This window comes from Beijerinckia sp. 28-YEA-48 (genome assembly GCF_900104955.1).
Lineage (GTDB): Bacteria > Pseudomonadota > Alphaproteobacteria > Rhizobiales > Beijerinckiaceae > Terripilifer.
Genome location: NZ_FNSI01000002.1, coordinates 26,020 through 51,050, shown reverse-complemented (window position 1 = coordinate 51,050; position 25,031 = coordinate 26,020). Strand labels below are relative to the sequence as shown.

Here is a 25,031-nt window from a genome sequence, read left to right as displayed (position 1 = left end):
CGAAAGACCCCGATCAGCCGTTTTGCGGGATCGGAAAGATGGTCTTCGCCGAGGCGAATTCGCCGGGATAGATCACCTCGATATTGCCCTTGAGGATTTGCGTATTGGCAGGCTGCGCACCTTCGTTCTGGCCGTTGACGAATTTCGTCGGGCCATAGGGCATGATGTGATCGTTATAGGTGGAGGAGGCGAGGGCGCTGATGATCCTGGCGCGATCCGGCGCTGCCGCACGCTCAAGCGCATCGGCCAGCACGCGCATGCAGGAATAGTTCAGCATCACTTCATAGGTTAGGTCCCAGCCCTTTTCGGCGACCTTCTTGGCGAAGGCTTTCGAAAGCTCTTTGGTTGGATTGTACCAGTGGTTGCAGTCCATCATATATTCGGCGGCATCTGGATATTGCTTGGCAAAGGCGACATTCGAGGCGGCGCCACCGAGCAAAGCGTAATTGGCGACTTTCGGGCGCACGCGCTGCTGCCGCAGCGTGCGGGCCATCAGGATGAAGTCGTTCTTGTAGTTCGAGGGAATGATGAGATCGGGATTGGCCTGCCGGATCTGCAAGGCGATATTGGTGAAATCGCGTTGCGGGGTGGGGTGGCTTAAGGTCTGGAGTACTTGAATGCCGAGGCTCGGCAGCTTTTCATTGAGAAGTTTCGCCATGCCGGCCCCGAAGGCGCCGTCCTCATGGACGATAACGGCGGTCTTCGCCGGGCTGCCCGCCGCCGCATTGATTTTCTGTAGCGCTTCCAGCGCGAACGACGTGACCTTGCCGAAGCCCGGCGCGAAGCGAAATGTATTTGGCAAGCCGCGCGTCACGATCTGATCGACGACACCGACATCAACGAGATGGGGCAGGTTGTGTTTGGCGGCGGCTTGGGTGGTGGCGAGCGCGATGCCGGACGCATAAGGCCCCTGGATAGCGAGAACGCCGGCTTCCGCGAGACGATCGACCTCGGCCGCGCCGACCTCCGGCTTCGATTGGGCATCCGCCAGGATCGCTTCGAGCTTCGCGCCACCCATCGACTTGATACCGCCGGCGGCGTTGATTTCTTCGAGCGCGAGCAGGGCGCCCTTGCGGCTCTGTTCTCCCTCGTAAGCGAGGCCGCCAGTCACCGGATGCAGAATGCCGATCTTCAACGTCTGGTTCTGTGCGCGTAGCACCGCTGGCATGCCGATGGCGCTCACGCCCAGACCGGCCGCGCCCGCCATCACGTGGCGCCGCGTCATCCGAAAGCCATTGCCTGTGATTTTGCTGGTCATCGCCCTTTCCCCTTCTGCGTTTTTGAATGCGTTGACGGTCGTTGCGACGGCTTTTTGCGCTTCGCAACGATAGCCGAGGGCTTCGAGGCCTCGAACCGTCCATGTCCGGCCGTCTGATCGCGCGTCAGCGACATGCGATACTCGAAGCGATCCGGGCGATAGAGGATTTCGATATATTGGACCGGCTTGCCGTTGGTGTCCTTGACGCAGCGCTTCATCAGGAGGAGCGGCGCGCCGACCCCCACTTTCAGGCGGGACGCGGTCAAACTGTCGGCGAGAGTTGCGGTGATCGACTGATCGGCTGTGCCGACCACAAGGCCGGCCCGCTCGAGGAGATCGATCAACGGGGTTTGTTCCAGGTCTTTGGCGCCGTACGCGCGGCCTATGCGTTCGGGCACATAGGTGGTGGACTGGGAAAGGGGCCCGCCGTCCAGGCTGCGGACTCTCACGGCGCGCTGCACCAGTGCCCCAGCCTCCAACGCAAGCGGGATACGGGCAAAATCGGGTGGTGGCACATAGGCAAATTCGATCACCTCGACCGAGGTCTCGCGGCCGATAGCGTTCAAGCTTTCGAGCAGCCCATCAATACTCGCGCTAATCGGTCGTGCGCCGACTAAAGCTGCAGCTTGGCCAGTCACCGTGGTGCCTCGGCCGCGCACGCGCTCCACCAGTCCTTCGGTTGCGAGCTCATCGAGCGCTCGTTTCGCCGTGATGCGGCTAACGCCGAAAGTTTCTTTGAGCTCAATCTCGCTCGGCAAGACTGAACCTGCCGGATGCGTGCCGCTGGCGATGCCGTCGCGTAGAAGGACATAGAGCCGGTGATAGAGCGGCATTGGCGAGCGCTCGGCGAGGAACGCCAAACCGGCGGAGGACGCGATCGACGTGTCTAACTCACGAGGCTTCATACGCACTCCGGGAGAACTCCGATGAAGCGTAACATCGGAAAGGACCCTTTGCTATAACTTTATGGCAATTCCGATTTGGGATCGTGGAGAACTGATGCTCCTCAGCGGGGCTGAGTACGAGGCACGGCAGCGCCGTGGCCTTGATGATTTCAAATGCTTGGCCGGGGACCGAGAAGCGCGCAAAGCGCATCTTATCGAGACAAGCATGGTCGACGGACCAGGTAAGTCGATTGACATAACTTGACCGTGAAAACTGTCACCAAGCAGTGGGTGGGGAGTTTCTCACCAGTTTCATCTTAGACAAGCCTGAAGGGCGACGTTGAAGCCCGCTGGCTCGCAGACATTAGAAAAATGGTCCCCAGGTACTATGACTCTTCTGGCGAGAGAGTTGCAATCTTGGATAACATCCATAACGCGGGCGAAACCCGGGGGACTTGCCCTACCGCCGATCAAGTGTATCGGACAGGTGATGTTTGCGCAGGTCCGGCGCGACAGTTTGATTGTCGCGTCTGCGATCATCATATCGATCGTTGGCGCATTATCGACTAAGACGGCCCTATACCACTCGGGCAGGCGTTGCCAAGCGCCAGCACCATGGCCGTGGTCGATATAAAGCTTCAATGCCTTTTCGCGGCTTCCACTTGCGACCAGAGCCCTGACTATGGGCCGGACGTCGGATGGGTTGATCGGCGTGGCTTCAGCGATCGTCTGTTTATAAAAATCGGGTTCGACGATGCCTCCAGGCTCGAAAAGGACGAGCTTCTCGACGGCTACGCGCGTTGCGACGTCGAGTGCAATGCGGCCGCCGCGCGAATGACCAATCAGCGTGACTGGTTCTGAAAGCTCGTCGTGCAAGAAGGCAACGAGATCATCCGCATGACGCTGTGCCGTCGCGCCGGCCATTTGATCTTGTGTGGGAACATAACCACGCAGGCTCACGGCGATCGTACGATAGCGCTGCGCCAACTCGTCGATCTGAGGTGACCAGACGCGATAGTCGGACAAGGCGCCATGGAGGAGGACGAGAGGTGGCCCTTGACCTTCCTCCCAATAGGCCATGCCCGACGGGGTGTAGCGCAGGCTCATGGCCGACTGGCGTCATTCGCTTCGGAGCGTTGCAGCCGGCGCTCGAAATGGCCGAAGAAAGCCGCCTGGTATTTACGAGCGGCCTCCACGCTTGTCGCCATCTTGCGGTCATGGCCGGTGCCGTCGGGAGCTGTCCAATTCCACCCAGTCGAAGCCATCATCACCTGCATGCGGCAGGCGCGCTCGAGGAATAGGCCGTTCAGGGTCGTTTCCTCGATCGTTTCGCCGACGAAGGTGATGCCATGGTTTTTCATCAGAACGACGGGGCGATCGGCCAGGCATTCGGCTAGTTCAGTGCCGAGAGCCACCGTGTTGATCAGGCCAGCCGTTTTGTCGAAGCGGGCGACTTGACCAACGAGATTGGCGCCTTCGTGATTGAGCGCTTTCAAGTCTTCGTTCGCAGCAGAGAAGATGACCGCATGGCGCGCATGGGTGTGCCCGACGAAATGGATGTCCGGCCGCGCTTTCATGATCTCTGTATGAATCGGCCATTCGGAATGGCACGGGCCGATATTGTCGAGGACATGGCCGTCCCAGTCGATCAGGACAAAGTCCTGCTCGTCCCAAACCTCGTCGATGCCGCGCATCGCTTTCTTAAGCCAAAGGCCGCGCCCCTGCGGATCGCGAAATGACATATGCCCGAGGATGATATCGTCATGTCCATCGGCGGCGAGAATGCGCATGGCTGTCGCCAGCCGCGACAGGGTATCAGAAACGCGGCTCATGGGGTGGCTCGCTCCTTAAGGAATTCGGTCTCATCGAGCAGATAACGCATGGGCGGATGGGCGAAATAGTCCTTGGCGGTCTGGTCGCCGAAGCTGCGCAGGGCGGCGGGATCGTTGACGTCGATCGACAGTTCCGAAATCGGCGTTACACGATCGTTGGCGAAGGTTGGCGGAACATCCGCCTGAGCGAGGAAGAAGGCCTTCGGATCCTCTCCTTTCTCGACGGTCTGAATGCCTCGGCGGATGAAACGGCGGTACATGACGATGCCGCGATCCTGCGTGCCCAGATGTTCCATGCGATGCACGTTGATCGGTCCCTGGCTGACCTGCGCGTCGTGGTCACCGGGAATGAGCTGCCGATCATGATAGGGGCGATCTTCGTATTGACCGAGCATTTCGAGGCTGCGGCGCTGCTCGAACGGCATGTCCTCGTCGTCGCCGACATGGCTGATAAAGAAATTCAGGCTGTGTTCGTTGTCGACAGGCAGGGTCCAGAAGGTCAGGAAAGGCCGACTGGCGCGCTTTGGCGTCTGGCCGCTTTCAAAGATGGAGCTGATCTGATGGATCGTCGGGCCAAACGTTTCGGCTGAACGCACCCAGATGTTCGATCCGACCTTGCGCACGCCAAGATAGATGACGCCCGCGGGCGTCTCCGCCCAGGTCAACTCTGGATAAGCGGCGAATTCCTCGGCGAAATGCGCCATGCCGCGCATCTGAGGAATGACATGCAGGATATTGGTGTGATGCGGATCGACCGAATTCTCCTTGATCTGCAGCCAATTGCAGTCAAGCGGTAGGCGCTCGCCCGGAACCAGACGCAGTCCGGGAATCTGGAAGCGGTCCAGCATCGGGAAAACGGGAATACGCTCTGGCGGTCCCATATAGATGAAGACGAGGCCGCCGAAAACATGCACCGGATAGCCGCCCTGCGAGACTTCATTTTTGAACCGCTCGGCCTGTGGCTCGCCTGGCATATCGACGACACGGCCGCTAACGTCGAAAACGCGGCCATGATAGCAGCACATGATGCCGGCCTTGGTCAGCATGCCATATTCCAGTGAGGAATTGCGGTGGCAGCACTGCAGATGCAGGCAACCGATCCGTCCACTGAGATCTTTAAAGACAACCAGATCCTCACCTAGGGCGCGCACCTTTAGGGGGACATCGGTCAATTCGCGCTCGTAGCAGACGGGCTGCCAGAAGCGGCGATGATATTCACCACCAGGTGTACCGCGTAGGACCCCGCACAGATAGAGATCCGGCTCGGCCGTCTGATTGCGATAGTAGCCGTTGTAGGAAAGAGAAGTCCCTTGTTGCGTGCGTGCCATGTCTGCCTCCAAGGCAAAGTCGTTGAAAATCAGGTGAGCGAGTAGGTGCTGCCCTGCCAATGGATGACGCGCCCGCGCAGCCAGTTGAGCGAACGATCCAGCGTGAAGCCTATGGCGGCGATGGCGACAAAGGCGGCCATGGCGCGCGCCGGCTCGAAAGAAGCCGAGGCGAAGGAGATGACATAGCCGAGGCCGCGGCTCTCGCCGATGAGTTCGGTGATGATGGTGACGATCATCGAGATCGGCAAAGCGATGCGAATGCCAGCGAAAATCGACGGAGCCGCCGAGGGGACCAGAACGCGCCAAAAGATGCGCATGCTAGAAGCTCCATAATTTCGGGCGGCCCAGACGAGTACCTTCTCGGCGCTGCGCATGCCGTGCATGGTTTGGATGGTGATTGGATAAAGGCACTCCAGGAAAATCAGTACGATCTTCGAGGCATCGCCAAAGCCGAAAATGAAGATGAAAACCGGATAGAGCGCGATTTTGGGGATCGGATAGCCGAAGGTGAAGATCGGCTCGACGATCCGGTTGAAAGTCTTGACGCGGGCGAGCGCCGTCCCGATCAGCACGCCGACTGCGACGGCCGACAAAAATCCGATCAGCGCACGTTGCAGAGTGATTAAGCCGTGGAAGGCAAGATCGCCACTGGCGGCAAACCGCCAGAATTCATACGCGACCTTTTCGACTGGCGGCAGGAGCAGCGGCGATATGGTGCCGGAATGGGCGACGATCTCCCAGAGCGCCAGAACGATAGCGATCGGATAGAGCCGCACCACCGGATCCAGCCAAGCGATGAAGCGTGTCGGGCGGGGCGCCGGCAAGCTGAGAGCTGTATCAGCCATGGCCTTGGTCCTTTCCGAGCAATTGGCCGACGAGCAGGCGCTTGCGTATGGCCAGGAGCAGTCGGTCGGCGCAGAAGCCGATGAGAGCGATGGTTAGGATTGCCGCATACATGCGATCGAACCGCATGTTTTCTTCGGCACGGGCAACCACATAGCCAAGGCCGCTATTGGAGACGACGAGTTCGGTCGTCACCATCAGGACGAAGGAAAGAGCAAGAGCGATGCGCAGGCCGTTGAAAATATCGGGTAGGGCGCTGGGAATGACGACGCTGCGAATAATCTTGGCGCGACCAGCACCGGCGTTGAGTGCCGTCCACAGATGCACTTTATTCACCGACCGTGCACCATGATAGGCGGCGATATAGGTCGGAAAGAAGATCGAGACGGTCATCACCACGATCTTCGACAGGTCGCCAAGGCCGAACCAGGCGAAGATGATCGGCAGGATCGCGACCTTCGGCACCGGGTAAATCAGCGAAATGAGTGGTTCATAGAAGCGCCCGATCGGGCCAAACGTGCCGGCAAGGACGCCGATGATCGTACCGCAGGTGGCGCCGCACAGCAGGCTCACGGATTGTCGAAACATGCTCGAGCGGACGTGCTGCCAGAGCTCTCCCGAGATCGCCATCTCCGACCATGTCTTGACGATGGCCGATGGAGCGATGAGATAGCGCGGCAGAAGACCGTTCTGGCCCGCCAGTTCCCAGACGACCAGAACAGCGATCGGCAGCAGCCAGCCGACACCGGGCAGGTTTTGCCGCTGGGCGAGCGTTTCCGGCATTGCTTCTTCGACAGCCATGGCCATCACGCATACTCCTCGCGCGCGCGCAACACTTCTTCGCGCAGGAGGTCCCAGATCTGGTTGCGGTATTGCGTGTAAGCGGCGGATTTCTTGATCTCCATCGCGCGCGGCCGTTCAAGCTTGATGCGGATATCGGCCTTGATACGGCCGGGGCGAGCGGTGAAGACAATGACGCGGTCGGCGAGATAGATGGCCTCATCAATATCATGGGTGACGAAGAGGACGGTTTTGCGCGAAGCGTCCCAGATGCGTTCCAGCTCTTCCTGCAGCAGCTCGCGATTCTGTGCGTCGAGCGCACCGAACGGCTCGTCCATCAGGAAAATCTTGGGATCGAGCGCCAGCAGGCGGGCGAGGGCGACGCGCTGCTTCATACCGCCCGATAGTTCGTTGGGATAATGGGCTTTGAACTGAGACAGGCCGACCATATTGATGAATTTATCGGCGATCTCGGCTTTTTTCTTGCTGTCGACCTTCTGTACTTCCAGCGGCCAGACGACATTGTCGTAGACGGTGCGCCACGGATAAAGCGCATATTCCTGAAACAGCATGCCGCGATCAGGACCGGGACCAGAAACACGCGCGCCGCTCAGGGTCATCGTACCGCCGTCGACCGCTTCGAAACCACCGAGCATGTGGAGGAACGTGCTTTTGCCGCAGCCAGACGGGCCGACGATGGCGACGAATTCGCCATTGCCGACGGAGAGATTGAACTTATCGAGGGCGATGACCCTCTTGCCGTTGCGGCTGAAGATCTTGGTCAGCCCCTCGACACGTAACAATTCGCTTTGTGCCCCGGCGGGCGGTGGGGCGATTTCAACGGGCGGCAATATCTGCGCGGCTTCGACCATTCATGTCCTCCCAGACGGAGCGGTTATTCAGATGTTTCGATCGCGAGGTTCAGTTCGAGATCGGTCAATTCGTGTTCGTGGATGTTGCCGTAGATGTGGATCAGCATGCGCTTGAGCTGCTCCAGTTCGGTCGTGGATAGACCTTGCGCCAACCGATTTTCGGCTTCGCCGGCCCAAGGCAGGGTGGCGTTGAAAACGGCCTCGCCGTGTTCGGTCAGAGCGATCCGGACGGCGCGAGCGTCGGTCGTCGAACGACGCCGGCGGATCAGGCCTTCCTTTTGCAAAGCGGAGACGAAGCGCGACAGGGTGGCTGGCTCGATACTGGTCAAGTCGGCCAGTTCGCCGAAGCGGCGTGTGCCCTGGTCCGAAAGGACGGCGAGAATGCGCCATTTCGAGACCGTCAGCCCGTGTTGCGCGAATTTCTCGTCGACACCTTTCAGCATCTCCCGCGCCACTCGATTGAGCAGATAGGGAAGATACGATCCCAGGAACTCTTTCTTCGGTTCATCCTGCGGCTTGGAAGCCATCTGGTCCTCTCGGTCTAACGTGATTGCGGGAGGAAACTGTCATTGATGATCGTGCCGATATCAACCTTTTGCTCCTGAAACTTGGCGCGCAGCAGTTCGTCTTGCAGGCGCTCGAACATTTTGCGGTCCGGTCGTACGTCGACCGAGCGCAGGAGATCGTCCTTGCGTGTCATGGCGAGATAGATGGACGGCTCGACCTGAACGATCTTGGAGGCAAGCAGGCTCTTGCGCGCTGCCTCCGGCTGTTCGAGGAAATATTTGGTCACGGCGATGAAGTCGGAAACCCAGGCCTGCATCACTTGCGGGTGCTTCTTGACGAAGTCGCGGTTGAAGGCGATGTCGAACTCTTCCTCAAGTCCGCTAATCCCGGCCGAGTCGAAAGCGCGCTTGAACTCGCCGGAACGCAGGGCGACGAAAGCGAACGTCGTGGGAAATACGCCGAGATCGATCTTCTTCTGGCGCAGCGCTTCTTCCATCTGCGGCAAAGGGACGATCAGCCAGCGCACGTCGCGATCGGGATTGAGCCCGCCTTTCTCGACAGCGATGCGCGCATAGAGCTCGATGCTCGAGCGATAGCCGTTGATGCCGATCGTTTTGCCCTTCAGGTTGGAGGTCGAGACATCCGAATCCTTCAGGGCGAGGTAGGACGTTGAGAAAGTCTGCGTGCTCTCCCTGGCCATGCTGACGGGGACGACCAGGGACACGCCCTTCGAGGCCGCAAAGAGAACGCCGGTCGTGCTCGATGTGACGGCATCAAGCTGGCCCGCCTGGAAGGCAGCCATACGGTCACCGCCCGAGCGAAACATATTCATATTATAGGTATAGACCTTGCCCTGATTGGGCGTGAGATCGGGGCGTGCCTGCATCAGCCAGGCCTGCTCCTCCGAGGCGGTGCCGACGCCCATACGGATTTCGACAGGTTGCTGGGCGAGCACCGGCGCCTGGGCGGACAATAGCGCAACGGCTGCGCATACGATCTGAATGAATGTGCGTGACATGGCTCTCTCTCCAGGCCGGATCACTGCGGGAACATCGAGGTGTCGAGGATCGTGTCGATATCGATCGTCTTGTCGATATAGCCGACGCGCAGCAGCGCCTTTTGGAGGGCGATGAGATAGTCGCGCGAGGGCTTGCCGTCTTCTTTCCGCTTGAGGGCTACCATCGGCAAGTAGACGGCTGGATCCATCTCGATGAGCTTGGCCTGCGAGATTGCCTTTCGTGCTTCGAGCATATTCTTGGAATAATATTGAGTGGCGGCGATGAAATCGGCCACGAAGGCCCGCATCGCTTCCTTATTGCGTTTGACGAAGTCGGGGTTGAACGAGAGCAGGAACTCGTCCTTGAAGCCGAAGGCGGTCGCGGCGGTAAAGAGGATGCGCACATCGCCGCGCGCTTGTTCGGCAGCGAAGAACGGCTGTGACATGCTGACCATTGCGACTTTACCGCCGCGCAGGGCTTCGCCCATGGTGGCCGGCGGCATGACAACCCAATTGACGTCCCGATCGGGATCGAGCCCGGCATCAAGCAAAGCCATGCGGGCGCCGAGTTCAAAGGCTTCGCGCAGGCCATTGAGGCCGATGGTTTTACCCTTCAGATCCTTCGCTGTTTTGATCGGCGAGTTGTTCAAGACGACATAGGGCGACGAGTAGTGGTCGTTGTCTTCTTCCGAGAGAGCGGCGACGATCACCAGCGGTACGCCCTTGGTGGCGGCGGTGACTGCGCCAGTGCCGGTCGAGACGAGACCGTCCACTTGGCCGGCCTGGAAAGCGCGCAGGCGCAGGTCGCCGCCGCGAAAGGGGAATGTCTCCAAAGTATAGGCTTTGCCTTGGCCAGGTGTCAGATCCGGGCGGGCTTTCATCAGCCAAATTTGGTCCTCGCCGGAGGTCGTGGTGTTGCCGAGGCGAATGGCGACTGGCTTGTTGTCCGCCAGCGCAAAAGATAGTGAACTAATTGAAATTAAGGCTGATATGCCAACGACGATCGCTCTTGAAAGCATTGGACCCTCCCCCTCGATTGCCGAAACCCCATCCGTTTCGATAATTGACCCAAATGGAAATATTCCATATGGAAATATGAGTCAAGTGGATTGGAATTCGTCCAAACTGCGAGAAGAAAACTTGGGAGGACGACATGGAGCGGCCGAGATTGACGCTGGCCTGCGGTTCCTATGACCGTATCGATCCGTTGCGCGATGGCGCCGTGCGCCCGCAGGGGATCGATCTGGAGGTCGTCACCGTCGATGATCCGCGTGAACTGTTCGATCGTGTGGTGGCGGGTGCCGCGTTTGATCTGGCTGAAATGTCGTCGGCCGAATACATCACCATGACGAGCGCGGGCACGAGCGCCTTTGTCGCTCTTCCTGTTTTCACATCGCGGGTTTTTCGCCACAGCTTCATCTGCTGCAACACGGCTGCGGGCATTCACACACCAAAGGACCTTGAAGGTCGTCGGATCGGCGTGCCGCTCTATACGATGAGCGCGGCGATCTGGTGCCGGGCGCTGTTGCGGGATGATTATGGCGTCGATCTTAGCACGATCACGTGGGTGGAAGGGGCGATCGGCAAGCCCGGTAGCCATGGCACGCCCAAGACCAGCAGTTTGGCGAAGCCGACCCGGATCGAAGCCAATATGAGCGTCCATTCGCTCAGCGAGCTGCTCGAACGTGGCTATATCGATGCGGTATTAGGTGCGCTGATGCCAACCAATTTTGGAGTGGCATCGAACATCGTGCGCCTGTTTCCCAACTATCGCGCCGTTGAGAAAGATTACTATCTGCGTACCGGCATCCATCCAATCATGCATCTGATCGTCATTCGCAAACGTGTGTTCGAGGCCTATCCTTGGATCGTTGGGCCATTGCGCGCGGCGTTCGAAGCTGCGAAACAGCAGGCCTTGCGGCGGCTCTATTACACGGGAGCACCGAAGACGATGCTGCCGTTCCTGCATGCGGAGGTGGAGGAGACGATAGCGATCTTCGGTCGAGATCCCTGGCCAGATGGCCTTGAAGCCAATCGTAGGACGCTTGAAAAGGCGATCAATAGCATGCTGGAGGACGGGATCATCACACGACCAGTTGTACTCGAGGAGCTATTCGTTTGAACAAAAACGGTAATTTAATCCAAAATGAGTTCCAGCGGCGTGTGCTCGCACTGTTTAGCCAACGATCTTCATAGTCCGTCGTGCAGATCCATGCATAGTTTGCAGGTTGCAATCCATATTTTTGACGCTCGAGAAGCGGTTGGTAGCTGCTAGGCCGATCTTATCCGCGCGCGTCGTTCACCCAGAAAAGCCAATCGCAGATTTGCGTCGTCCTGAGCTGATGCATTCCTGGCCTTAACCGGAGAGGTCGTGGAAGAGGGGTTGATCTCAGGTCGGAAATATGCGAATAAGTGACCGACCGGTCGGTGAATTATGTAGCCGATGCGGTTCGGGAGAGGGACCAGATGCCCGAGGCTTTCGTTTGCGATGCCGTGCGGACGCCCATTGGCCGCTATGGCGGGGTGTTGTCGGGTGTTCGCGCGGACGATCTGGCGGCACTGCCCATCACGGCGCTGATGCAACGTAACAGCGCGGCGGACTGGTCCCAGCTGTGTGATGTCATCTACGGCTGTGCCAATCAGGCCGGAGAGGACAACCGCAATGTCGCGCGCATGGCCGTTCTGCTCTCTGGCTTGCCCGTCGACGTACCAGGTACGACCGTGAACCGCCTCTGTGGCTCCGGGCTCGATGCTGTGGGATTGGCCGCACGGTCGATCCGCGCCGGTGATTGCGATTTCATGATCGCGGGCGGTGTCGAGAGTATGTCGCGCGCGCCCTTCGTCATGCCGAAGGCTGATACCGCCTTTTCGCGTTCGAACAACGTTTACGACACCACCATCGGCTGGCGTTTCGTCAATCCAAAGATCAAGAAAGCGTTCGGCATCGATTCCATGCCGCAAACCGCCGACAATGTCGCTGCGGACTTCGGTGTGTCGCGCGCCGACCAGGATGCTTTCGCGCTGCGCAGCCAACAGCGTTGGGCGGCCGCGCAAGCCGCAAACCATTTCGCCGATGAGATCATACCTGTGTCCGTGCCACAGAGGAAAGGCGATCCGCTGCTTGTCGATCGCGACGAACATCCGCGTCCGGATGTTTCGCTGGAACAGCTTGCCAAGTTAAAGGGCGTCAACGGTCCCGATCTCAGCGTCACCGCCGGCAATGCCTCCGGCGTGAACGACGGCGCGGCGGCGCTTGTTTTGGCCAGCGAGAGCGCGGCTAGAAGCAACGGTCTGACACCGCGCGCTCGCGTTGTGGCCATGGCGGCGGCTGGCGTCGAACCGCGCATCATGGGCGTTGGCCCGGTTCCAGCCATACGCAAGGTTTTGGCGCGCTCGGGTCTGAAGCTCGACCAAATGGATTTGATCGAGCTGAACGAAGCCTTCGCTGCCCAGGCGCTGGCCGTGCAGCGCCAGCTCGGCCTGCCCGATGATGCCGCGCATGTGAATCCCCATGGCGGCGCCATCGCGCTTGGCCATCCGCTGGGCATGAGCGGCGCGCGGCTGGCCACCACCGCGACTTGGCAGCTCCAGCGCAGCGGTGGACGTTATGCGCTCTGCACGATGTGCGTGGGTGTGGGGCAGGGAATTGCATTGATCCTCGAGCGCGTCTGACGCGCGGACCTGAAGGAGACGACGCGATGTATGCACAGATGGTCAAGACGGATGCCGCCCGAGTGCGCGGCCTTGACGAGATGGAGCCGCAGGAGCGCGCCTTTCAGGAGCGCATCAATGCCGGCCAGAAAATCGAGCCGAAGGAATGGATGCCGGAGGCTTATCGCAAGACGCTGATCCGACAGATTTCCCAGCACGCCCATTCCGAGATTGTCGGCCAGTTGCCGGAAGGGAATTGGCTGACGCGGGCACCGACACTGGAGCGCAAGGCCATCTTGCTCGCCAAGGTACAGGACGAAGCCGGCCATGGGCTCTATCTCTATTGCGCCGCCGAAACGCTCGGCATCAGCCGCGACGAGATGTACGAGCAGCTGCACTCGGGCAAAGCCAAATATTCCTCGATCTTCAATTACCCGACACTGACTTGGGCCGATATCGGCGCCATCGGCTGGCTGGTCGATGGCGCGGCGATCATGAACCAAGTGCCGCTGCAACGCTGCTCCTATGGTCCCTATGCGCGAGCCATGGTGCGCATCTGCAAGGAGGAGAGTTTTCACCAGCGCCAGGGCTTCGACATCCTCAACGTGCTGTGCAAAGGCACTGGGGCGCAGAAGGCGATGGCGCAGGATGCGCTGAACCGCTGGTGGTGGCCATCGCTGATGATGTTCGGCCCGTCCGATAGCGAGTCGGTCCATTCGGCGCAATCGATGGCCTGGAACATCAAGCAGGATTCCAACGACGAGCTGCGCCAGAAGTTCGTCGATCAGACCGTGCCGCAGGCGAAGTTCCTCGGCCTGACCGTTCCCGATCCGAAGCTCAAGTGGAACGAGGAGAAGGGCGGCTATGACTTTGGCGAACCTGACTGGGTCGAATTCTTCGAGGTGGTCGCCGGCAATGGCCCCTGCAATCGCGAACGCCTGGCGGCCCGCAAGAATGCTTGGGAAGAGGGCACGTGGTTTCGTGACGGCTTGACCGCCTATGCCGCCAAACAGTCAGCTCGTCGTGCCGCGGTCAAGATGGCAGCCGAGTAGGAGTAAGCCGATGTCCAGTGAATGGCCCCTGTGGGAAGTTTTCATCCGCGGCCAGCATGGTCTGAACCATCGCCATGTCGGCAGCTTGCATGCGCCTGATGCCGAGATGGCGATCAACAATGCGCGCGATGTCTATACGCGCCGTAATGAAGGCGTCAGCATCTGGGTGGTGCGCTCGTCCGACGTTGTCGCCAGCGCGCCGTCAGAAAAGGGACCGCTGTTCGATCCAGCCAACTCCAAGGTCTACCGGCACCCAACCTTCTTCGACGTGCCGGAAGAAGTGGGGCACATGTGATGGTCGAAATCATCGCCACGTCGCCGGCCGTCGCCGAATTCGCGCTCAGGATGGGCGATACTTGTTTCATCCTCGGCCATCGCAACTCGGAGTGGTGCGGTCACGCGCCGGCGCTTGAAGAAGACATTGCGCTGGCCAACACAGCACTCGACCTGATCGGCCAGACCCAGCTCTGGCTTGGACTGGCGAGCGAAGCGGAAGGCGGGCAGCGTACGCCTGACAATCTAGCTTTCCTGCGTGATGCCGCTGGCTATCGCAACTATTTACTGGTCGAGCAGCCCAACGGCGATTTCGGCCGCACCATCATGCGGCAGTATCTATTCGACGCCTGGCATCTGCCTCTGCTGACGGCCTTGATCGGATCGAGCGAAAAGCGCGTCGCCGAGATCGCCGAGAAGGCTGCCAAAGAGGTGGCTTATCATCTACAGCGCAGCGCCGACCTCGTGGTGCGTTTGGGCGATGGCACCCAAGAGAGCCGTGGGCGTATGCAGGCCGCGCTCGAATTCCTGTGGCCTTACACGGGTGAGTTGTTCATAGGCGACGCAGTCGATCACGAGCTGGCCACCGCCGGGATCGCTCCTCTGCCGGAGGAACTGCGTCCGGGCTGGGAACAGCATCTGGCCCACACGTTCGCCGACGCGACGCTGAAGATGCCCGAGACGTCCCATATTCAAAAGGGCGGCAAGCGTGGCGTTCATTCGGAGCATCTCGGCTTCATCCTAGCCGAAATGCAGTTCCTGCAACGCGCATATCCCGGCGCGAACTGGTAGGGCCGCCATGAATGCCACACTGACGCGCCCGCCGGTCGATCAGATCTGGTCCTGGCTTGCCGCCATTCCTGATCCCGAGATTCCGGTTATTTCGCTGACCGACCTTGGCATCATCCGTCATGTCGGCTGGGTCGACGGAACGCTGGAAGTGACGGTGACGCCGACCTACTCTGGTTGTCCGGCGACCGGCGTCATCAACTTCGAGATCGAACGCCGCCTGCGCGACCATGGCATCGAGAAACTGAAGCTCAAGCGCCAGCTATCGCCGGCTTGGACGACAGCCTGGATCAGCGCTGATGGCCGTGAGAAACTGCAGGCTTATGGCATCGCGCCGCCCATCGAAGGCACAGCCGCCTGCGCCGGTACACTGCTGCCGCTGGAGGTATCCTGTCCGCGTTGCGGTTCGCAACAGACAGAGCGCATCAGCCAGTTTGGATCGACGCCTTGCAAGGCGCATTTCCGCTGCACCGAATGCCTGGAACCGTTCGATTACTTCAAGAGTATCTAGAGACCATGGCCCGCTTCTTTCCTCTCGAAGTTGCAGACGTCCGCCGAGAAACCCGCGATGCCGTGGTGGTGACGCTCGCCCCTCGTGCCGAAGATCGCGGCGCTTTCGACTTTACGCAGGGGCAGTATCTCACCTTCCGTCGGGCCTTCGACGGCGAGGAACTGCGTCGTTCCTATTCGATCTGCGTCGGCAAGGACGAAGGCGTGCTCAAGGTCGGGATCAAGCGTGTCGACGGCGGGGCTTTTTCCACTTGGGCGAATGAAGAGCTGCGGCCAGGCGACGTGCTGGAGGCGATGGAGCCGATGGGCGCCTTCCATGTGCCGTTGGAGCCGTCGCGTGGCCGACACTATCTCGGCTTTGCTGGAGGCAGTGGCATAACACCCGTGCTTTCGCTCATCAAGACGACACTAGCCCGTGAGCCGAAGTCGCGTTTCACGCTGGTCTACGGCAACCGTTCAAACAATACGATTATGTTTCGCGAAGAGCTGGAGGATATCAAGAACGCTCATCTCGGCCGGTTCAGCGTTATCCATGTGCTGGAAAGCGAAGTGCAGGATATCGAACTCTTTTCCGGGCGCATCGACGCCGACAAATGTACGAGGCTGTTCAAAAGCTGGATCAACATCGCGGCCGTCGACATGGCCTTCATCTGCGGCCCGGAGCCGATGATGCTGGCGATCGCCAGCTCGCTGCGTGAACACGGATTGCGCGACGACCAGATTAAGTTCGAGCTGTTTGCCTCGGCGCCGCGCCGTGCCAAGCCCGTGGCGAAGGCTGTCGTCGATGGCCATAAGGGGGCGACGTGTACCGCGAGGATCACGCTCGACGGTTCCACTCGTGTCATCGAGATGCCGAAGAAAGGTGAAACCCTTCTCGATGCGGCGCTCGGCGCCAACCTTGATGCGCCCTATGCTTGCAGGGCCGGCGTCTGCTCCACCTGTCGTGCGATGGTGCTGGAGGGCGAGGTGGAGATGGAAGCCAACCACGCGCTGGAGGACTATGAGGTCCGGCGTGGCTATGTGCTCACCTGCCAGTGCTATCCGCTGTCCGACCATGTGGTGGTGACCTATGACCAGTGACATGATCGATGGGGCCGAAACCATGCCGCTTGCGGATTATCTCGCATTGGGAGGCAAGCTGACGACACCGGAGAACGCACCGCCGCGGTATCGCGGCGAGTTGCTCCGGCTGATGGCAACCTTCGTCGACAGCGAATTGGCGGGCGCCGCCGGCTTTGCCGAAATCATCAATCAAGGACCGGGCATCAAGGAGCGCATCGCCGCCTCGCGCATCGTGCTGGAGAAGCTCGATCACGCCGAGCGCGTGCTGGCGATCATGGGCGGGTTCGGAGCCGATATCTCGCGCTACGCCAATCATCATCCCTGGGCCGAACGTGTGACGCGCGACCATGACCTGGGTGCGGCGCGGCACGGTTCCGACATGCGGCTTGCAGTGTTGCACTATCCTTTGCAGGGCTGGCTGGATGCCGTGGTGATGAACGTTCTGATGGGCCATGCGGTCGTGCTGCAGCTCGGCGAGTTTGCCCGCGTCTCCTACCAACCTCTTGGGGAGATATTCTTTGCCATCCTGCCGCGCGAGCGCCGGCACTTGGAACTTGGCGTTGAGGGCCTGCGCAAGATCCTCACTGATCCAGACAATCGCCAAGAGGTGCAACGATCGATCGCCTACTGGCGGCCGCGTGTCGTGGGTTCCTTCGGCAGTGGAACGTCAGGACATTTCGAAACGCAGAAGAAGTTCGGCCTGCGTCAGACCAGCAACGCCGATCTCGCCAAGGAATGGGAGCGGCTGGTGGATGCCTTGCTCGCCGAAATCGGTCTCGCCTGAGACGGAGACAACTCCTTTTCCCATTGCTTAGACCCATTCGCGCCAATTGACGGGAACAAATCCATGAACGCTCCTTTGACCAAGATCCGCCAACTCGAATCCTATGTCGCTGGCGGATGGGTGCGTGGCGCGGGCAAGGCCATGCCATTGCTCGATGCGGCCACGGGCGACGCCGTCGCCTTGATCGACGCCAGCGGCCTCGACATGGAAGCCGCTCTTCGTTTTGGCCGAGAGACAGGTTCGCCGGCCCTGCGAAAGATGAGTTTTCACGAGCGGGCACTGATGCTGAAGGCGCTCGGGCAGGCACTGATGGAGGTTAAGGAGGAATTCTACGCCCTCTCCACGGCGACTGGCGCGACGCGGACCGATAGCTGGGTCGACATCGAAGGCGGCATCGGCACGCTGCTGTCTTATGCCTCCAAAGCCCGGCGCGAGCTGCCCAACACGCGGGTTCTGCTCGATGGCGAGGTGGAAGCGATTTCGCGCGACAATAGCTTTTCGGCGCAACATATTCTGACGCCGCTGCAAGGCGTGGCCGTGCATATCAATGCGTTCAATTTTCCCTGCTGGGGCATGTTGGAAAAGCTCGCGCCGACGTTGCTGGCCGGCATGCCGGCCATCATCAAACCGGCCAGCCAAACGGCCTATCTCACCGAGCTGATGGTTCGCCGCATCATCGACACCGGAATTCTGCCGAAGGGCTCGTTGCAACTGATCAGCGGCTCTGTCGGCGACCTGCTCGACCATGTCGACTGCCAAGATGTCGTGACGTTCACCGGTTCGGCTGGCACCGGGCGCCGGCTGCGCACGCATCCGTCGATCGTTGATAACTCCGTGCGCTTTACGATGGAAGCCGACAGCCTCAATGCCGCGATCCTCGGCCCCGACGGCGTAGTCGGCACCGAAGAGTTCGATCTCTTCGTGAGGGAGGTGGCGCGGGAAATGACCGTTAAAGCCGGCCAGAAGTGTACGGCGATCCGTCGCGTGATCGCGCCACGCGCCAGCGTCGAGGCGCTGATCAAAGCGCTCGGCGATCGATTGGCGAAGACAGCGCTCGGCAATCCAGCCGATGAAGCGGTCAAGATGGGACCGCTCGCCAGCCTTGCGCAACGCGACGAAGTGCGGGCCCGGATCAAGGAGTTGCAGGGCGACGCCGAGATCGTCGCTGGCGACCCCGATCGCGCCAATATCGTTTCTGGAAGTGCGGAGGAGGGGGCCTTCCTCAATCCGGTGCTGCTATATTGCGACAAGCCGGGCGTGGCCAGGGCGGTGCATGACGTCGAGGCTTTTGGCCCCGTCAGCACCATCATCCCCTATGACACCGCCGATGAAGCGGCCGATCTGGCGCAACGCGGCAAAGGCAGTCTGGTCGCTTCCGTCTTCACCAACGACCCCGCTTTTGCCCGCGATACCGTGATCGCGCTCGGCCCTTGGCATGGCCGTATCTTGATCGGTAACCGCGTCAGCGCGAAATCGTCTACCGGGCATGGTTCGCCACTGCCGGGGCTTGTGCATGGCGGCCCTGGACGTGCGGGTGGCGGCGAGGAACTGGGCGGCATGCGCTCCGTCAAGCATTACATGCAGCGCTCAGCCGTCCAGGCGGCACCCTGGCTGCTCTCGGAGATCGCAGGCCGCTGGCTGCCTGGTGCACGGGTTCGCAACGATGTGCACCCGTTTCGCAAATCGCTCGCCGAACTGGAGATTGGCGACCAGGTGGTGACCGGCAGCCGCATTGTGACGCTGGAAGACATTGAGCATTTTGCGCATTTCACCGGCGATACGTTCTACGCCCATATGGATGAGGCGGCCGCCAAGGCCAATCCTTTCTTTGAGGGACGGGTCGCGCATGGCTATCTGATTGCAGCCTTCGCGGCAGGCCTGTTCGTTGATCCAGCGCCCGGCCCGGTGCTGGCGAACTACGGTGTGGATTCGCTACGCTTCCTCGCGCCCGTCAACCCGGGCGACGCACTGCAGGTCGCGCTTACTTGCAAGCAGATCAATCCGCGCGAGACCGAGGACTACGGTGAAGTGCGCTGGGATTGCGTGGTCACCAATCAGGACGCCAAGGTGGTGGCGCAATACGATGTTCTCACCATGGTGGCGATAACCTAACCCCCGCGATCAGCGGTTCAGCGAGGTCAGGCCGTTGAGAAACAACGTGGTCACCATGTCGGCATAGCCTTCGCGGCTTAGCGCGCCGCTGGGTTTGAACCAGGTATAGGCCCAATTGAGGATGCCGAAGAGTGACATGGTCACGGGCGTCACGCCCGGACGGTTTTTGCCCAGTTCCGGGTTGATGTCGACCAGCACGTCAGAAAACGCCTTCACGATGCGGCGCTCCATCAGTCGCAGCTCCGAGCGCTGCGATTCGGACAGCGAGCCGATGCCGTTGAGCAGCACCTGCTGGAAATTTGAAGCCGTGCGGTAGTTCTCCAGAACGCCACCGATCAAATGGCGGAGCCTTTGCGAGGGGTCCAGATCCGGACGGTCGGCCTTCTGGATGGCGGCTTCAAGCTCGACCAGATGCGTCCGCCCAATGTCGAACAGCAGCAATTCCTTGCTGGGATAATAATGATAGAGCAAGGCCTTGGAGACGTTGTTGGCCTTGGCGATCTGGGCCATTGACGCGTGTTCCATGCCGAGTTTCACGAAGACTGCGGCCGCACTGTCGAGAATGCTTCGCCGTTTGTCGTCGAAATCGGCGGCTCTCGTTCTCGCCATGTCCTGCTATCCCCTTGGCCTGTTGTCGACGACGCGTCTTGCCTTCCCAGCCGACCGTTCGACCGAATCAGGGTCGCCAACATTCACCTTGGTACTGATACCCACCACGCTTTTGATATGGTGTGCAAGTTCCTTGGCCGCGTGCGCCCGGGCGTCCGAGGCCGTCGCATCCGGCATGGCCTCGACATGGATGATCATGTCGTCCATGCGACCAACGCGCGCGAGCTCGATCTGGAAATGGGGTGCAAGCCCGGTGCATTTCAAGATTTGTTCTTCGATCTGGGTCGGGAAGACATTGACGCCGCGCAGGATCATCATGTCGTCGGAGCGGCCGGTGATCTTCTCGATGCGCCGCATGGCGCGCGCCGTGCCCGGCAGCAGCCGCGTCAGATCGCGGGTACGATAGCGGATAATCGGCAGCGCTTCTTTGGTCAGCGAAGTGAACACCAACTCACCCATCTCGCCGTCAGGCAACACGTCGCCCGTCTCGGGATTGATAATTTCGGGGTAGAAATGATCTTCCCAGACATGGAGACCATCCTTGGTCTCCACGCATTCGTTGGCGACGCCCGGCCCCATCACCTCCGACAGGCCATAGATGTCGACGGCGTGCATGTCGAAGTCGCGCTCGATCTCCTGCCGCATCGCATTGGTCCAAGGCTCGGCGCCGAAGATACCGACGGCCAGGGATGTGCTGCGCGGATCAATGCCGAGCCGGCGGAATTCGTCCAAAATGGATAGCATGTAGGACGGTGTCACCATGATGATGCGTGGCTTGAAGTCCTGGATCAGTGTCACCTGGCGCTCAGTCATGCCGCCTGAAATCGGCACCACCGTACAGCCCAGTTTCTCGGCGCCATAGTGTGCGCCGAGGCCACCGGTGAACAGACCATAGCCATAGGCAACGTGGCAGATATCGCCAGAACGACCGCCGGCTGCACGAATGGAACGGGCCATCACACTGGCCCAGATGTCGATATCGTTCTTGGTGTAGCCGACGACGGTTGGCTTGCCAGTGGTTCCAGACGAAGCGTGGATGCGCGCAAGCTTTTCGCGGGGCACGGCGAACATGCCGAACGGATATGCATCACGCAGATCCTTCTTCACCGTGAAAGGGAATTTCGACAGGTCGGAAAGAGCTTTTAGATCGTCCGGGTGGACTCCGGCCTCGTCGAACTTCCCACGATAATGTGAGGAATTGCGGTAAGCGTGATCAAGCGTCGCCTTCAGGCGCTTCAACTGCAAGGCCGAAATCTCGTCCCGCGAAGCCGTCTCGATTGGTTCAAGGTCACCCGGGCGGGGGCTCAGGTCTTCCATCTCATTCCTCCCAAACGCGTGTTCGACCTTATGTCGGTGTCGGTAGATGCGTTCCCTTGACGATCCGCGAGTGACCGCGAAACTCCGCAACCGGCTCGCCTTTCTGGTTGACCACCTGGACATCATAGATGCCGTTACGGCCGACGCGCGAAATTTCCCTTGCGGTGGCGGTCAGGCGATCGCCGAGAAAGGCCGGCGCAATGAAAGTTATATCGCACTGACGCGCCACGGCGCGCTGATTGTAGCTATTGCACGCGAAGGCAAAGGCTGAATCGGCCAAGGTGAACAGGTAGCCGCCATGGCAGGTCCGATGGCCGTTGGTCATGACGTCGGTCACGGTGAAGGAGAGCTTTGCTTCGCCCGGCGTAACGTGTTCCAGCACCATGCCGAGATGCTGGCTGGCGCGGTCTTCGCGCCACATGGCATCGGCGGAAGCGGTCGCGAGGGCGGTGGGGTCGGTGAAGTTCACGGTCATTTGCCTTTGAACTCTGCCTGACGCTTATCGAGAAAGGCCGCCACGCCCTCGGCGTAGTCGGCGCTGCGACCGGCCAGGCGTTGCAGGTCGCGTTCGAGGTCGAGCTGTTGGTCAAGTGTATTGGTGGCCGCAGCTTGTATCGCCTGCTTCGTCAGGCCGAGCCCATAGGTTGGCCCTGCCGCGAGGTGCTTGGCTAGGGTGCTGGCTTCCAGCATGAGCTGTTCGTCGTCGACGGCCCGCCAGATCATGCCCCAAGACGCGGCCGTCTCAGCTGGCAATGGCTCTGCGGTGAGCGCCAGTCCCTTGGCGCGCGCTTCGCCCAACAAGTGCGGCAGACTCCAGGTGCCGCCAGAATCGGGGACCAGGCCGATCTTGGAAAAAGCCTGGATGAATTTGGCCGATTTTGCCGCTAGCACGATATCGCAAGCGAGCGCGATATTGGCGCCAGCGCCGGCGGCAACGCCGTTCACCGCGCAGACGATTGGCTTGTGCAGGGCGCGAATGAGACGGAGCAGGGGATTATAGAAGGTCTCGATCGTATGACCAAGATCTGGTGCCTCGGTGGATTTACGGGGGTCGCGATCGCCTAGATCTTGGCCGGCACAGAAGGCACGACCGGCGCCAGTCAGAAGAACGGCACGCACCGTTGCTTCGTTACCGGCGCTTTCCACGGCGGTGCGAAGGGCGCGATGCATCTCCTCATTGAAGGCGTTCAGCTTGTCAGGACGATTCAGCGTCAGCGTCATGACGCCGTCGGCTATCGACACGAGCAGCGTTTCGGATTGCACCACGTCGACTCCCTCCCATTTCGCGATCGAGACCGCTTACGAAATCTCGACAACAAAATTCTTGCATAATCCGACCGGTCGGTCAATAATAAGGTCAGAGGGAATAAGGGAGAAGCGTGTCGGACCCGCCAGTGCGTTGAGGTGTCGGCGGTTTGCCGGACATTCGGGATTGCTTTGCGCGTGGCGTCCACGGTGTTGGGGCGCATATGTTTAACCTGGGAGGGATCTATGAAATTTGCTTTGAGGACCGTTGCCGTTGCGCTCTTGCTCGGCGTCGCATGGCCGGCACTTGCCGACATCAAGATCGGCGCGACTGTTTCAGAGACGGGACCTGCCTCGTCGTTGGGTGATCCGGAAGCAAAGACGCTGCGCCTGCTGGTCGATGAGATCAATGCGGCTGGTGGCGTGCGGGGCGAAAAAATCAAGTTGATCGCCTATGATGACGCGGGCGACCCTAATAAGGCGCGCACCTTTGCGACGCGGCTGATTGAGGACGACGAGGTCGTCGCGATTATCGGCGGGTCTACGACCGGCACCACGATGTCGATCATGCAGGTGGTCGCCGACGCCAAGATACCCTTCATCTCGCTGGCAGGCGCGATAGAGATCGTCGATCCGGTACAATCGTGGACGTTCAAGACGCCGCATACCGATCGTATGGCCTGCGCCAAGATCTTCGAGAACATGAAGGCCAGCGGCATCACCAAGATCGGCATGATCTCCGGTTCCGATGGCTTTGGTGCGTCGATGCGCAAGCAATGCCTGCAGATCATCGGTAAATACGGCATCGAGGTGCTGATCGACGAGACCTATGGCCCCAGCGACGCAGATATGACGCCGCAGCTCACCAACATTCGCGGTAAGGCGGGGGTGCAGGCCATTCTCAATCCCGGCTTCGGTCAGGGGCCGGCGATCGTCACGCGCAACTATGGCCAGCTCGGCATCAAGACGCCGCTCTACCAGTCACATGGCGTTGCCTCCAAGGCCTTCATCGACCTCGCCGGGCCGGCGTCCAATGGTGTTAAGCTGCCGGGCACGGCCATTCTCGTCGCCCATCTGCTCAAGCAGGATGATCCACAATATGGCGTCGTGACAGCCTATAAGACCGCCTATGAGAAGAAGACCGGCTCGCCGGCCTCGACCTTTGGCGGTTATGCTCACGATGCGTTGCGGCTATTGGTCGATGCCATCGGTCGGGCTGACCAAGCCAAGCCGCAGGCGATCCGCCAAGCTATTGAACAGACCAAAGGCTATGTCGGCGTCACCGGCGTGTTCAACATGTCGCCGACCGATCACCTGGGCCTTGATCTTGCCGCCTTCCGCATGCTCGAGATCAAGAACGGCGACTGGGCGTTGGTCCAGTAATTCCGACGAAGAAGCGAGCGCGGCACCTGCGGCCGCGCTCCTGCCTCGCGACAGCGGAAGGGGACCGCGGTGACGGAGCTGCTGCAATATGTGCTGTCTGGCGTGACGGTGGGAGCGGTCTATGCGCTCGTCGCGCTTGGCTTCACCATCATCTACAATGCCTCCAACGTGGTGAACTTCGCCCAGGGTGAATTTGTCATGCTGGGCGGCATGGTCACCTTCTTCGCATGGCATGCGGGCGTGCCTCTACCGTTCGCGGCGCTGCTGGCGATTGTCGTTGCCGCCGCCGTCGGCGTGGCCCTGAACGAGTTGGCGGTCGAACGCGCGCGCAACGCTCCGGTGGTGAGCCTGATTATCATCACCATCGGCGCATCCGTCTTCCTGCGCGGTGCTGCACAGATCGTCTTCGACAAACAACTGCACCGGTTTCCGGCATTCAGCGGCGACGATCCCATTATCATTGGCGGCGCTACCATTCTGCCGCAGGGGCTGTGGGTGATCGGCGGCGCGGGAATGGTCTTTGTCTTGCTCTATATCTTCTTCACACGCACATTGACTGGCAAAGCGATACTCGCCACTTCCAATAACCGTGTTGCTGCCAAGATGGTCGGCATCAACACAGACTATATGATGACGCTCTCGTTCGCATTGTCCGCCGCCATCGGTGCGCTGGCCGGCGTATTGATGACGCCGATCACCTTGACCACCTATAACCTCGGCGTCGCCTATGCGCTGAAAGGCTTTGCCGCCGCGATGCTGGGGGGCATGGGCGCCCCGGCTGGCGCGCTTGTGGGGGGCTTACTGCTTGGACTTATCGAGGCACTGACCGCTGGCTACGTCAGTTCGGTTTACAAGGATGCAGTCGCCTTCATCGTGATCCTCGTGGTGCTGTTTGCCATGCCGCAAGGTCTGTTCGGCCGCAAATCGACTGACCGGGTGTGAC

The 25,031-nt window shown here is 60.2% G+C and carries 26 protein-coding genes; 11 read left to right on the top strand and 15 right to left on the bottom strand.

Annotated features, from left to right (window positions below):
* Positions 1-13: 13 nt before the first annotated feature.
* The 11 genes from BLW50_RS28135 to BLW50_RS28085 all read right to left on the bottom strand — a co-directional run bounded on the left by BLW50_RS28135 (position 14) and on the right by BLW50_RS28085 (position 10,320).
* Positions 14-1,258, bottom strand: a complete 1,245-nt coding sequence (locus BLW50_RS28135) for an ABC transporter substrate-binding protein (RefSeq protein ID WP_244544506.1) — start codon at positions 1,256-1,258, stop codon at positions 14-16.
* Positions 1,255-2,091, bottom strand: coding sequence for a GntR family transcriptional regulator (locus tag BLW50_RS28130; protein WP_170850423.1), 837 nt, complete (start codon positions 2,089-2,091; stop codon positions 1,255-1,257). Before BLW50_RS28130 ends, BLW50_RS28135 begins: the two co-directional genes overlap by 4 nt.
* Positions 2,092-2,454: 363 nt before the next feature.
* Complete coding sequence (locus BLW50_RS28125) at positions 2,455-3,249, bottom strand: alpha/beta fold hydrolase (RefSeq protein ID WP_090709991.1); 795 nt, start codon at positions 3,247-3,249, stop codon at positions 2,455-2,457.
* The gene (locus tag BLW50_RS28120; protein ID WP_090709988.1) at positions 3,246-3,974 is read right to left on the bottom strand and encodes a class II aldolase/adducin family protein; all 729 of its coding nucleotides are present in this window, start codon (positions 3,972-3,974) and stop codon (positions 3,246-3,248) included. Before BLW50_RS28120 ends, BLW50_RS28125 begins: the two co-directional genes overlap by 4 nt.
* Complete coding sequence (locus tag BLW50_RS28115) at positions 3,971-5,302, bottom strand: Rieske 2Fe-2S domain-containing protein (RefSeq protein WP_090709987.1); 1,332 nt, start codon at positions 5,300-5,302, stop codon at positions 3,971-3,973. Before BLW50_RS28115 ends, BLW50_RS28120 begins: the two co-directional genes overlap by 4 nt.
* A 29-nt stretch (positions 5,303-5,331) precedes the next feature.
* Positions 5,332-6,147 (bottom strand): ABC transporter permease, encoded by an 816-nt coding sequence (locus BLW50_RS28110; RefSeq protein ID WP_090709984.1) that lies wholly within the window; start codon positions 6,145-6,147, stop codon positions 5,332-5,334.
* On the bottom strand, positions 6,140-6,952 hold the full coding sequence (locus BLW50_RS28105; protein WP_090709981.1) for an ABC transporter permease: 813 nt from the start codon (positions 6,950-6,952) through the stop codon (positions 6,140-6,142). The genes BLW50_RS28110 and BLW50_RS28105 overlap by 8 nt, the downstream gene beginning before the upstream one ends.
* The gene (locus tag BLW50_RS28100; RefSeq protein WP_090709977.1) at positions 6,952-7,797 is read right to left on the bottom strand and encodes an ABC transporter ATP-binding protein; all 846 of its coding nucleotides are present in this window, start codon (positions 7,795-7,797) and stop codon (positions 6,952-6,954) included. The genes BLW50_RS28105 and BLW50_RS28100 overlap by 1 nt, the downstream gene beginning before the upstream one ends.
* A gap of 23 nt (positions 7,798-7,820) precedes the next feature.
* The gene (locus tag BLW50_RS28095; RefSeq protein ID WP_090709975.1) at positions 7,821-8,324 is read right to left on the bottom strand and encodes a MarR family winged helix-turn-helix transcriptional regulator; all 504 of its coding nucleotides are present in this window, start codon (positions 8,322-8,324) and stop codon (positions 7,821-7,823) included.
* 14 nt (positions 8,325-8,338) lie between these two features.
* Complete coding sequence (locus BLW50_RS28090; protein ID WP_090709972.1) at positions 8,339-9,322, bottom strand: ABC transporter substrate-binding protein; 984 nt, start codon at positions 9,320-9,322, stop codon at positions 8,339-8,341.
* A 20-nt stretch (positions 9,323-9,342) separates the two neighbouring features.
* On the bottom strand, positions 9,343-10,320 hold the full coding sequence (locus BLW50_RS28085) for an ABC transporter substrate-binding protein (RefSeq protein WP_090709970.1): 978 nt from the start codon (positions 10,318-10,320) through the stop codon (positions 9,343-9,345).
* Between the two features lie 134 nt (positions 10,321-10,454).
* On the opposite strand from BLW50_RS28085, the gene BLW50_RS28080 reads away from it, so the two are divergent.
* From BLW50_RS28080 to paaZ, 9 genes are all read left to right on the top strand, one after another.
* Positions 10,455-11,423: a PhnD/SsuA/transferrin family substrate-binding protein gene (locus BLW50_RS28080; RefSeq protein ID WP_090709967.1), complete on the top strand. Its 969-nt coding sequence runs from the start codon at positions 10,455-10,457 to the stop codon at positions 11,421-11,423.
* A gap of 344 nt (positions 11,424-11,767) precedes the next feature.
* Complete coding sequence (gene pcaF / locus BLW50_RS28075; protein WP_090709965.1) at positions 11,768-12,973, top strand: 3-oxoadipyl-CoA thiolase; 1,206 nt, start codon at positions 11,768-11,770, stop codon at positions 12,971-12,973.
* A 26-nt stretch (positions 12,974-12,999) separates the two neighbouring features.
* Complete coding sequence (paaA, locus tag BLW50_RS28070; protein ID WP_090709962.1) at positions 13,000-14,004, top strand: 1,2-phenylacetyl-CoA epoxidase subunit PaaA; 1,005 nt, start codon at positions 13,000-13,002, stop codon at positions 14,002-14,004.
* Positions 14,005-14,014: 10 nt separating this feature from the next.
* Entirely contained in the window at positions 14,015-14,299 is a 285-nt protein-coding gene (gene paaB, locus BLW50_RS28065) for a 1,2-phenylacetyl-CoA epoxidase subunit PaaB (protein ID WP_090709959.1), read from the top strand.
* On the top strand, positions 14,299-15,069 hold the full coding sequence (paaC, locus tag BLW50_RS28060) for a 1,2-phenylacetyl-CoA epoxidase subunit PaaC (RefSeq protein WP_090709957.1): 771 nt from the start codon (positions 14,299-14,301) through the stop codon (positions 15,067-15,069). The genes paaB and paaC overlap by 1 nt, the downstream gene beginning before the upstream one ends.
* Before the next feature lie 7 nt (positions 15,070-15,076).
* Positions 15,077-15,577 carry a 1,2-phenylacetyl-CoA epoxidase subunit PaaD gene (paaD, locus tag BLW50_RS28055; RefSeq protein WP_090709955.1) on the top strand — a complete coding sequence of 167 codons (501 nt, stop codon included), beginning with the start codon at positions 15,077-15,079 and terminating at the stop codon, positions 15,575-15,577.
* A gap of 5 nt (positions 15,578-15,582) precedes the next feature.
* Positions 15,583-16,656: a 1,2-phenylacetyl-CoA epoxidase subunit PaaE gene (paaE, locus tag BLW50_RS28050; RefSeq protein ID WP_090709952.1), complete on the top strand. Its 1,074-nt coding sequence runs from the start codon at positions 15,583-15,585 to the stop codon at positions 16,654-16,656.
* Positions 16,646-17,422, top strand: a complete 777-nt coding sequence (locus BLW50_RS28045) for a Phenylacetic acid catabolic protein (protein WP_244544505.1) — start codon at positions 16,646-16,648, stop codon at positions 17,420-17,422. Before paaE ends, BLW50_RS28045 begins: the two co-directional genes overlap by 11 nt.
* 63 nt (positions 17,423-17,485) lie before the next feature.
* Positions 17,486-19,534, top strand: a complete 2,049-nt coding sequence (paaZ, locus tag BLW50_RS28040) for a phenylacetic acid degradation bifunctional protein PaaZ (protein ID WP_090709949.1) — start codon at positions 17,486-17,488, stop codon at positions 19,532-19,534.
* 9 nt (positions 19,535-19,543) lie between these two features.
* Here paaZ and BLW50_RS28035 read toward each other — a convergent pair whose 3' ends face one another.
* The 4 genes from BLW50_RS28035 to paaG are packed head-to-tail and all read right to left on the bottom strand — an operon-like array spanning position 19,544 to position 22,726.
* Positions 19,544-20,143, bottom strand: coding sequence for a TetR/AcrR family transcriptional regulator (locus tag BLW50_RS28035; RefSeq protein ID WP_090709947.1), 600 nt, complete (start codon positions 20,141-20,143; stop codon positions 19,544-19,546).
* A gap of 6 nt (positions 20,144-20,149) precedes the next feature.
* Positions 20,150-21,460, bottom strand: coding sequence for a phenylacetate--CoA ligase PaaK (gene paaK / locus BLW50_RS28030; protein WP_090709944.1), 1,311 nt, complete (start codon positions 21,458-21,460; stop codon positions 20,150-20,152).
* Between the two features lie 28 nt (positions 21,461-21,488).
* Positions 21,489-21,935 (bottom strand): hydroxyphenylacetyl-CoA thioesterase PaaI, encoded by a 447-nt coding sequence (gene paaI, locus BLW50_RS28025; protein ID WP_090709942.1) that lies wholly within the window; start codon positions 21,933-21,935, stop codon positions 21,489-21,491.
* Positions 21,932-22,726 carry a 2-(1,2-epoxy-1,2-dihydrophenyl)acetyl-CoA isomerase PaaG gene (gene paaG / locus BLW50_RS28020; protein ID WP_090709940.1) on the bottom strand — a complete coding sequence of 265 codons (795 nt, stop codon included), beginning with the start codon at positions 22,724-22,726 and terminating at the stop codon, positions 21,932-21,934. Before paaG ends, paaI begins: the two co-directional genes overlap by 4 nt.
* A gap of 225 nt (positions 22,727-22,951) precedes the next feature.
* Between paaG and BLW50_RS28015 the strand changes: the two genes are divergently transcribed.
* Positions 22,952-24,088 carry an ABC transporter substrate-binding protein gene (locus BLW50_RS28015; protein WP_090709938.1) on the top strand — a complete coding sequence of 379 codons (1,137 nt, stop codon included), beginning with the start codon at positions 22,952-22,954 and terminating at the stop codon, positions 24,086-24,088.
* Between the two features lie 69 nt (positions 24,089-24,157).
* Complete coding sequence (locus BLW50_RS28010; protein ID WP_090709936.1) at positions 24,158-25,030, top strand: branched-chain amino acid ABC transporter permease; 873 nt, start codon at positions 24,158-24,160, stop codon at positions 25,028-25,030.
* Position 25,031 lies beyond the last annotated feature (1 nt).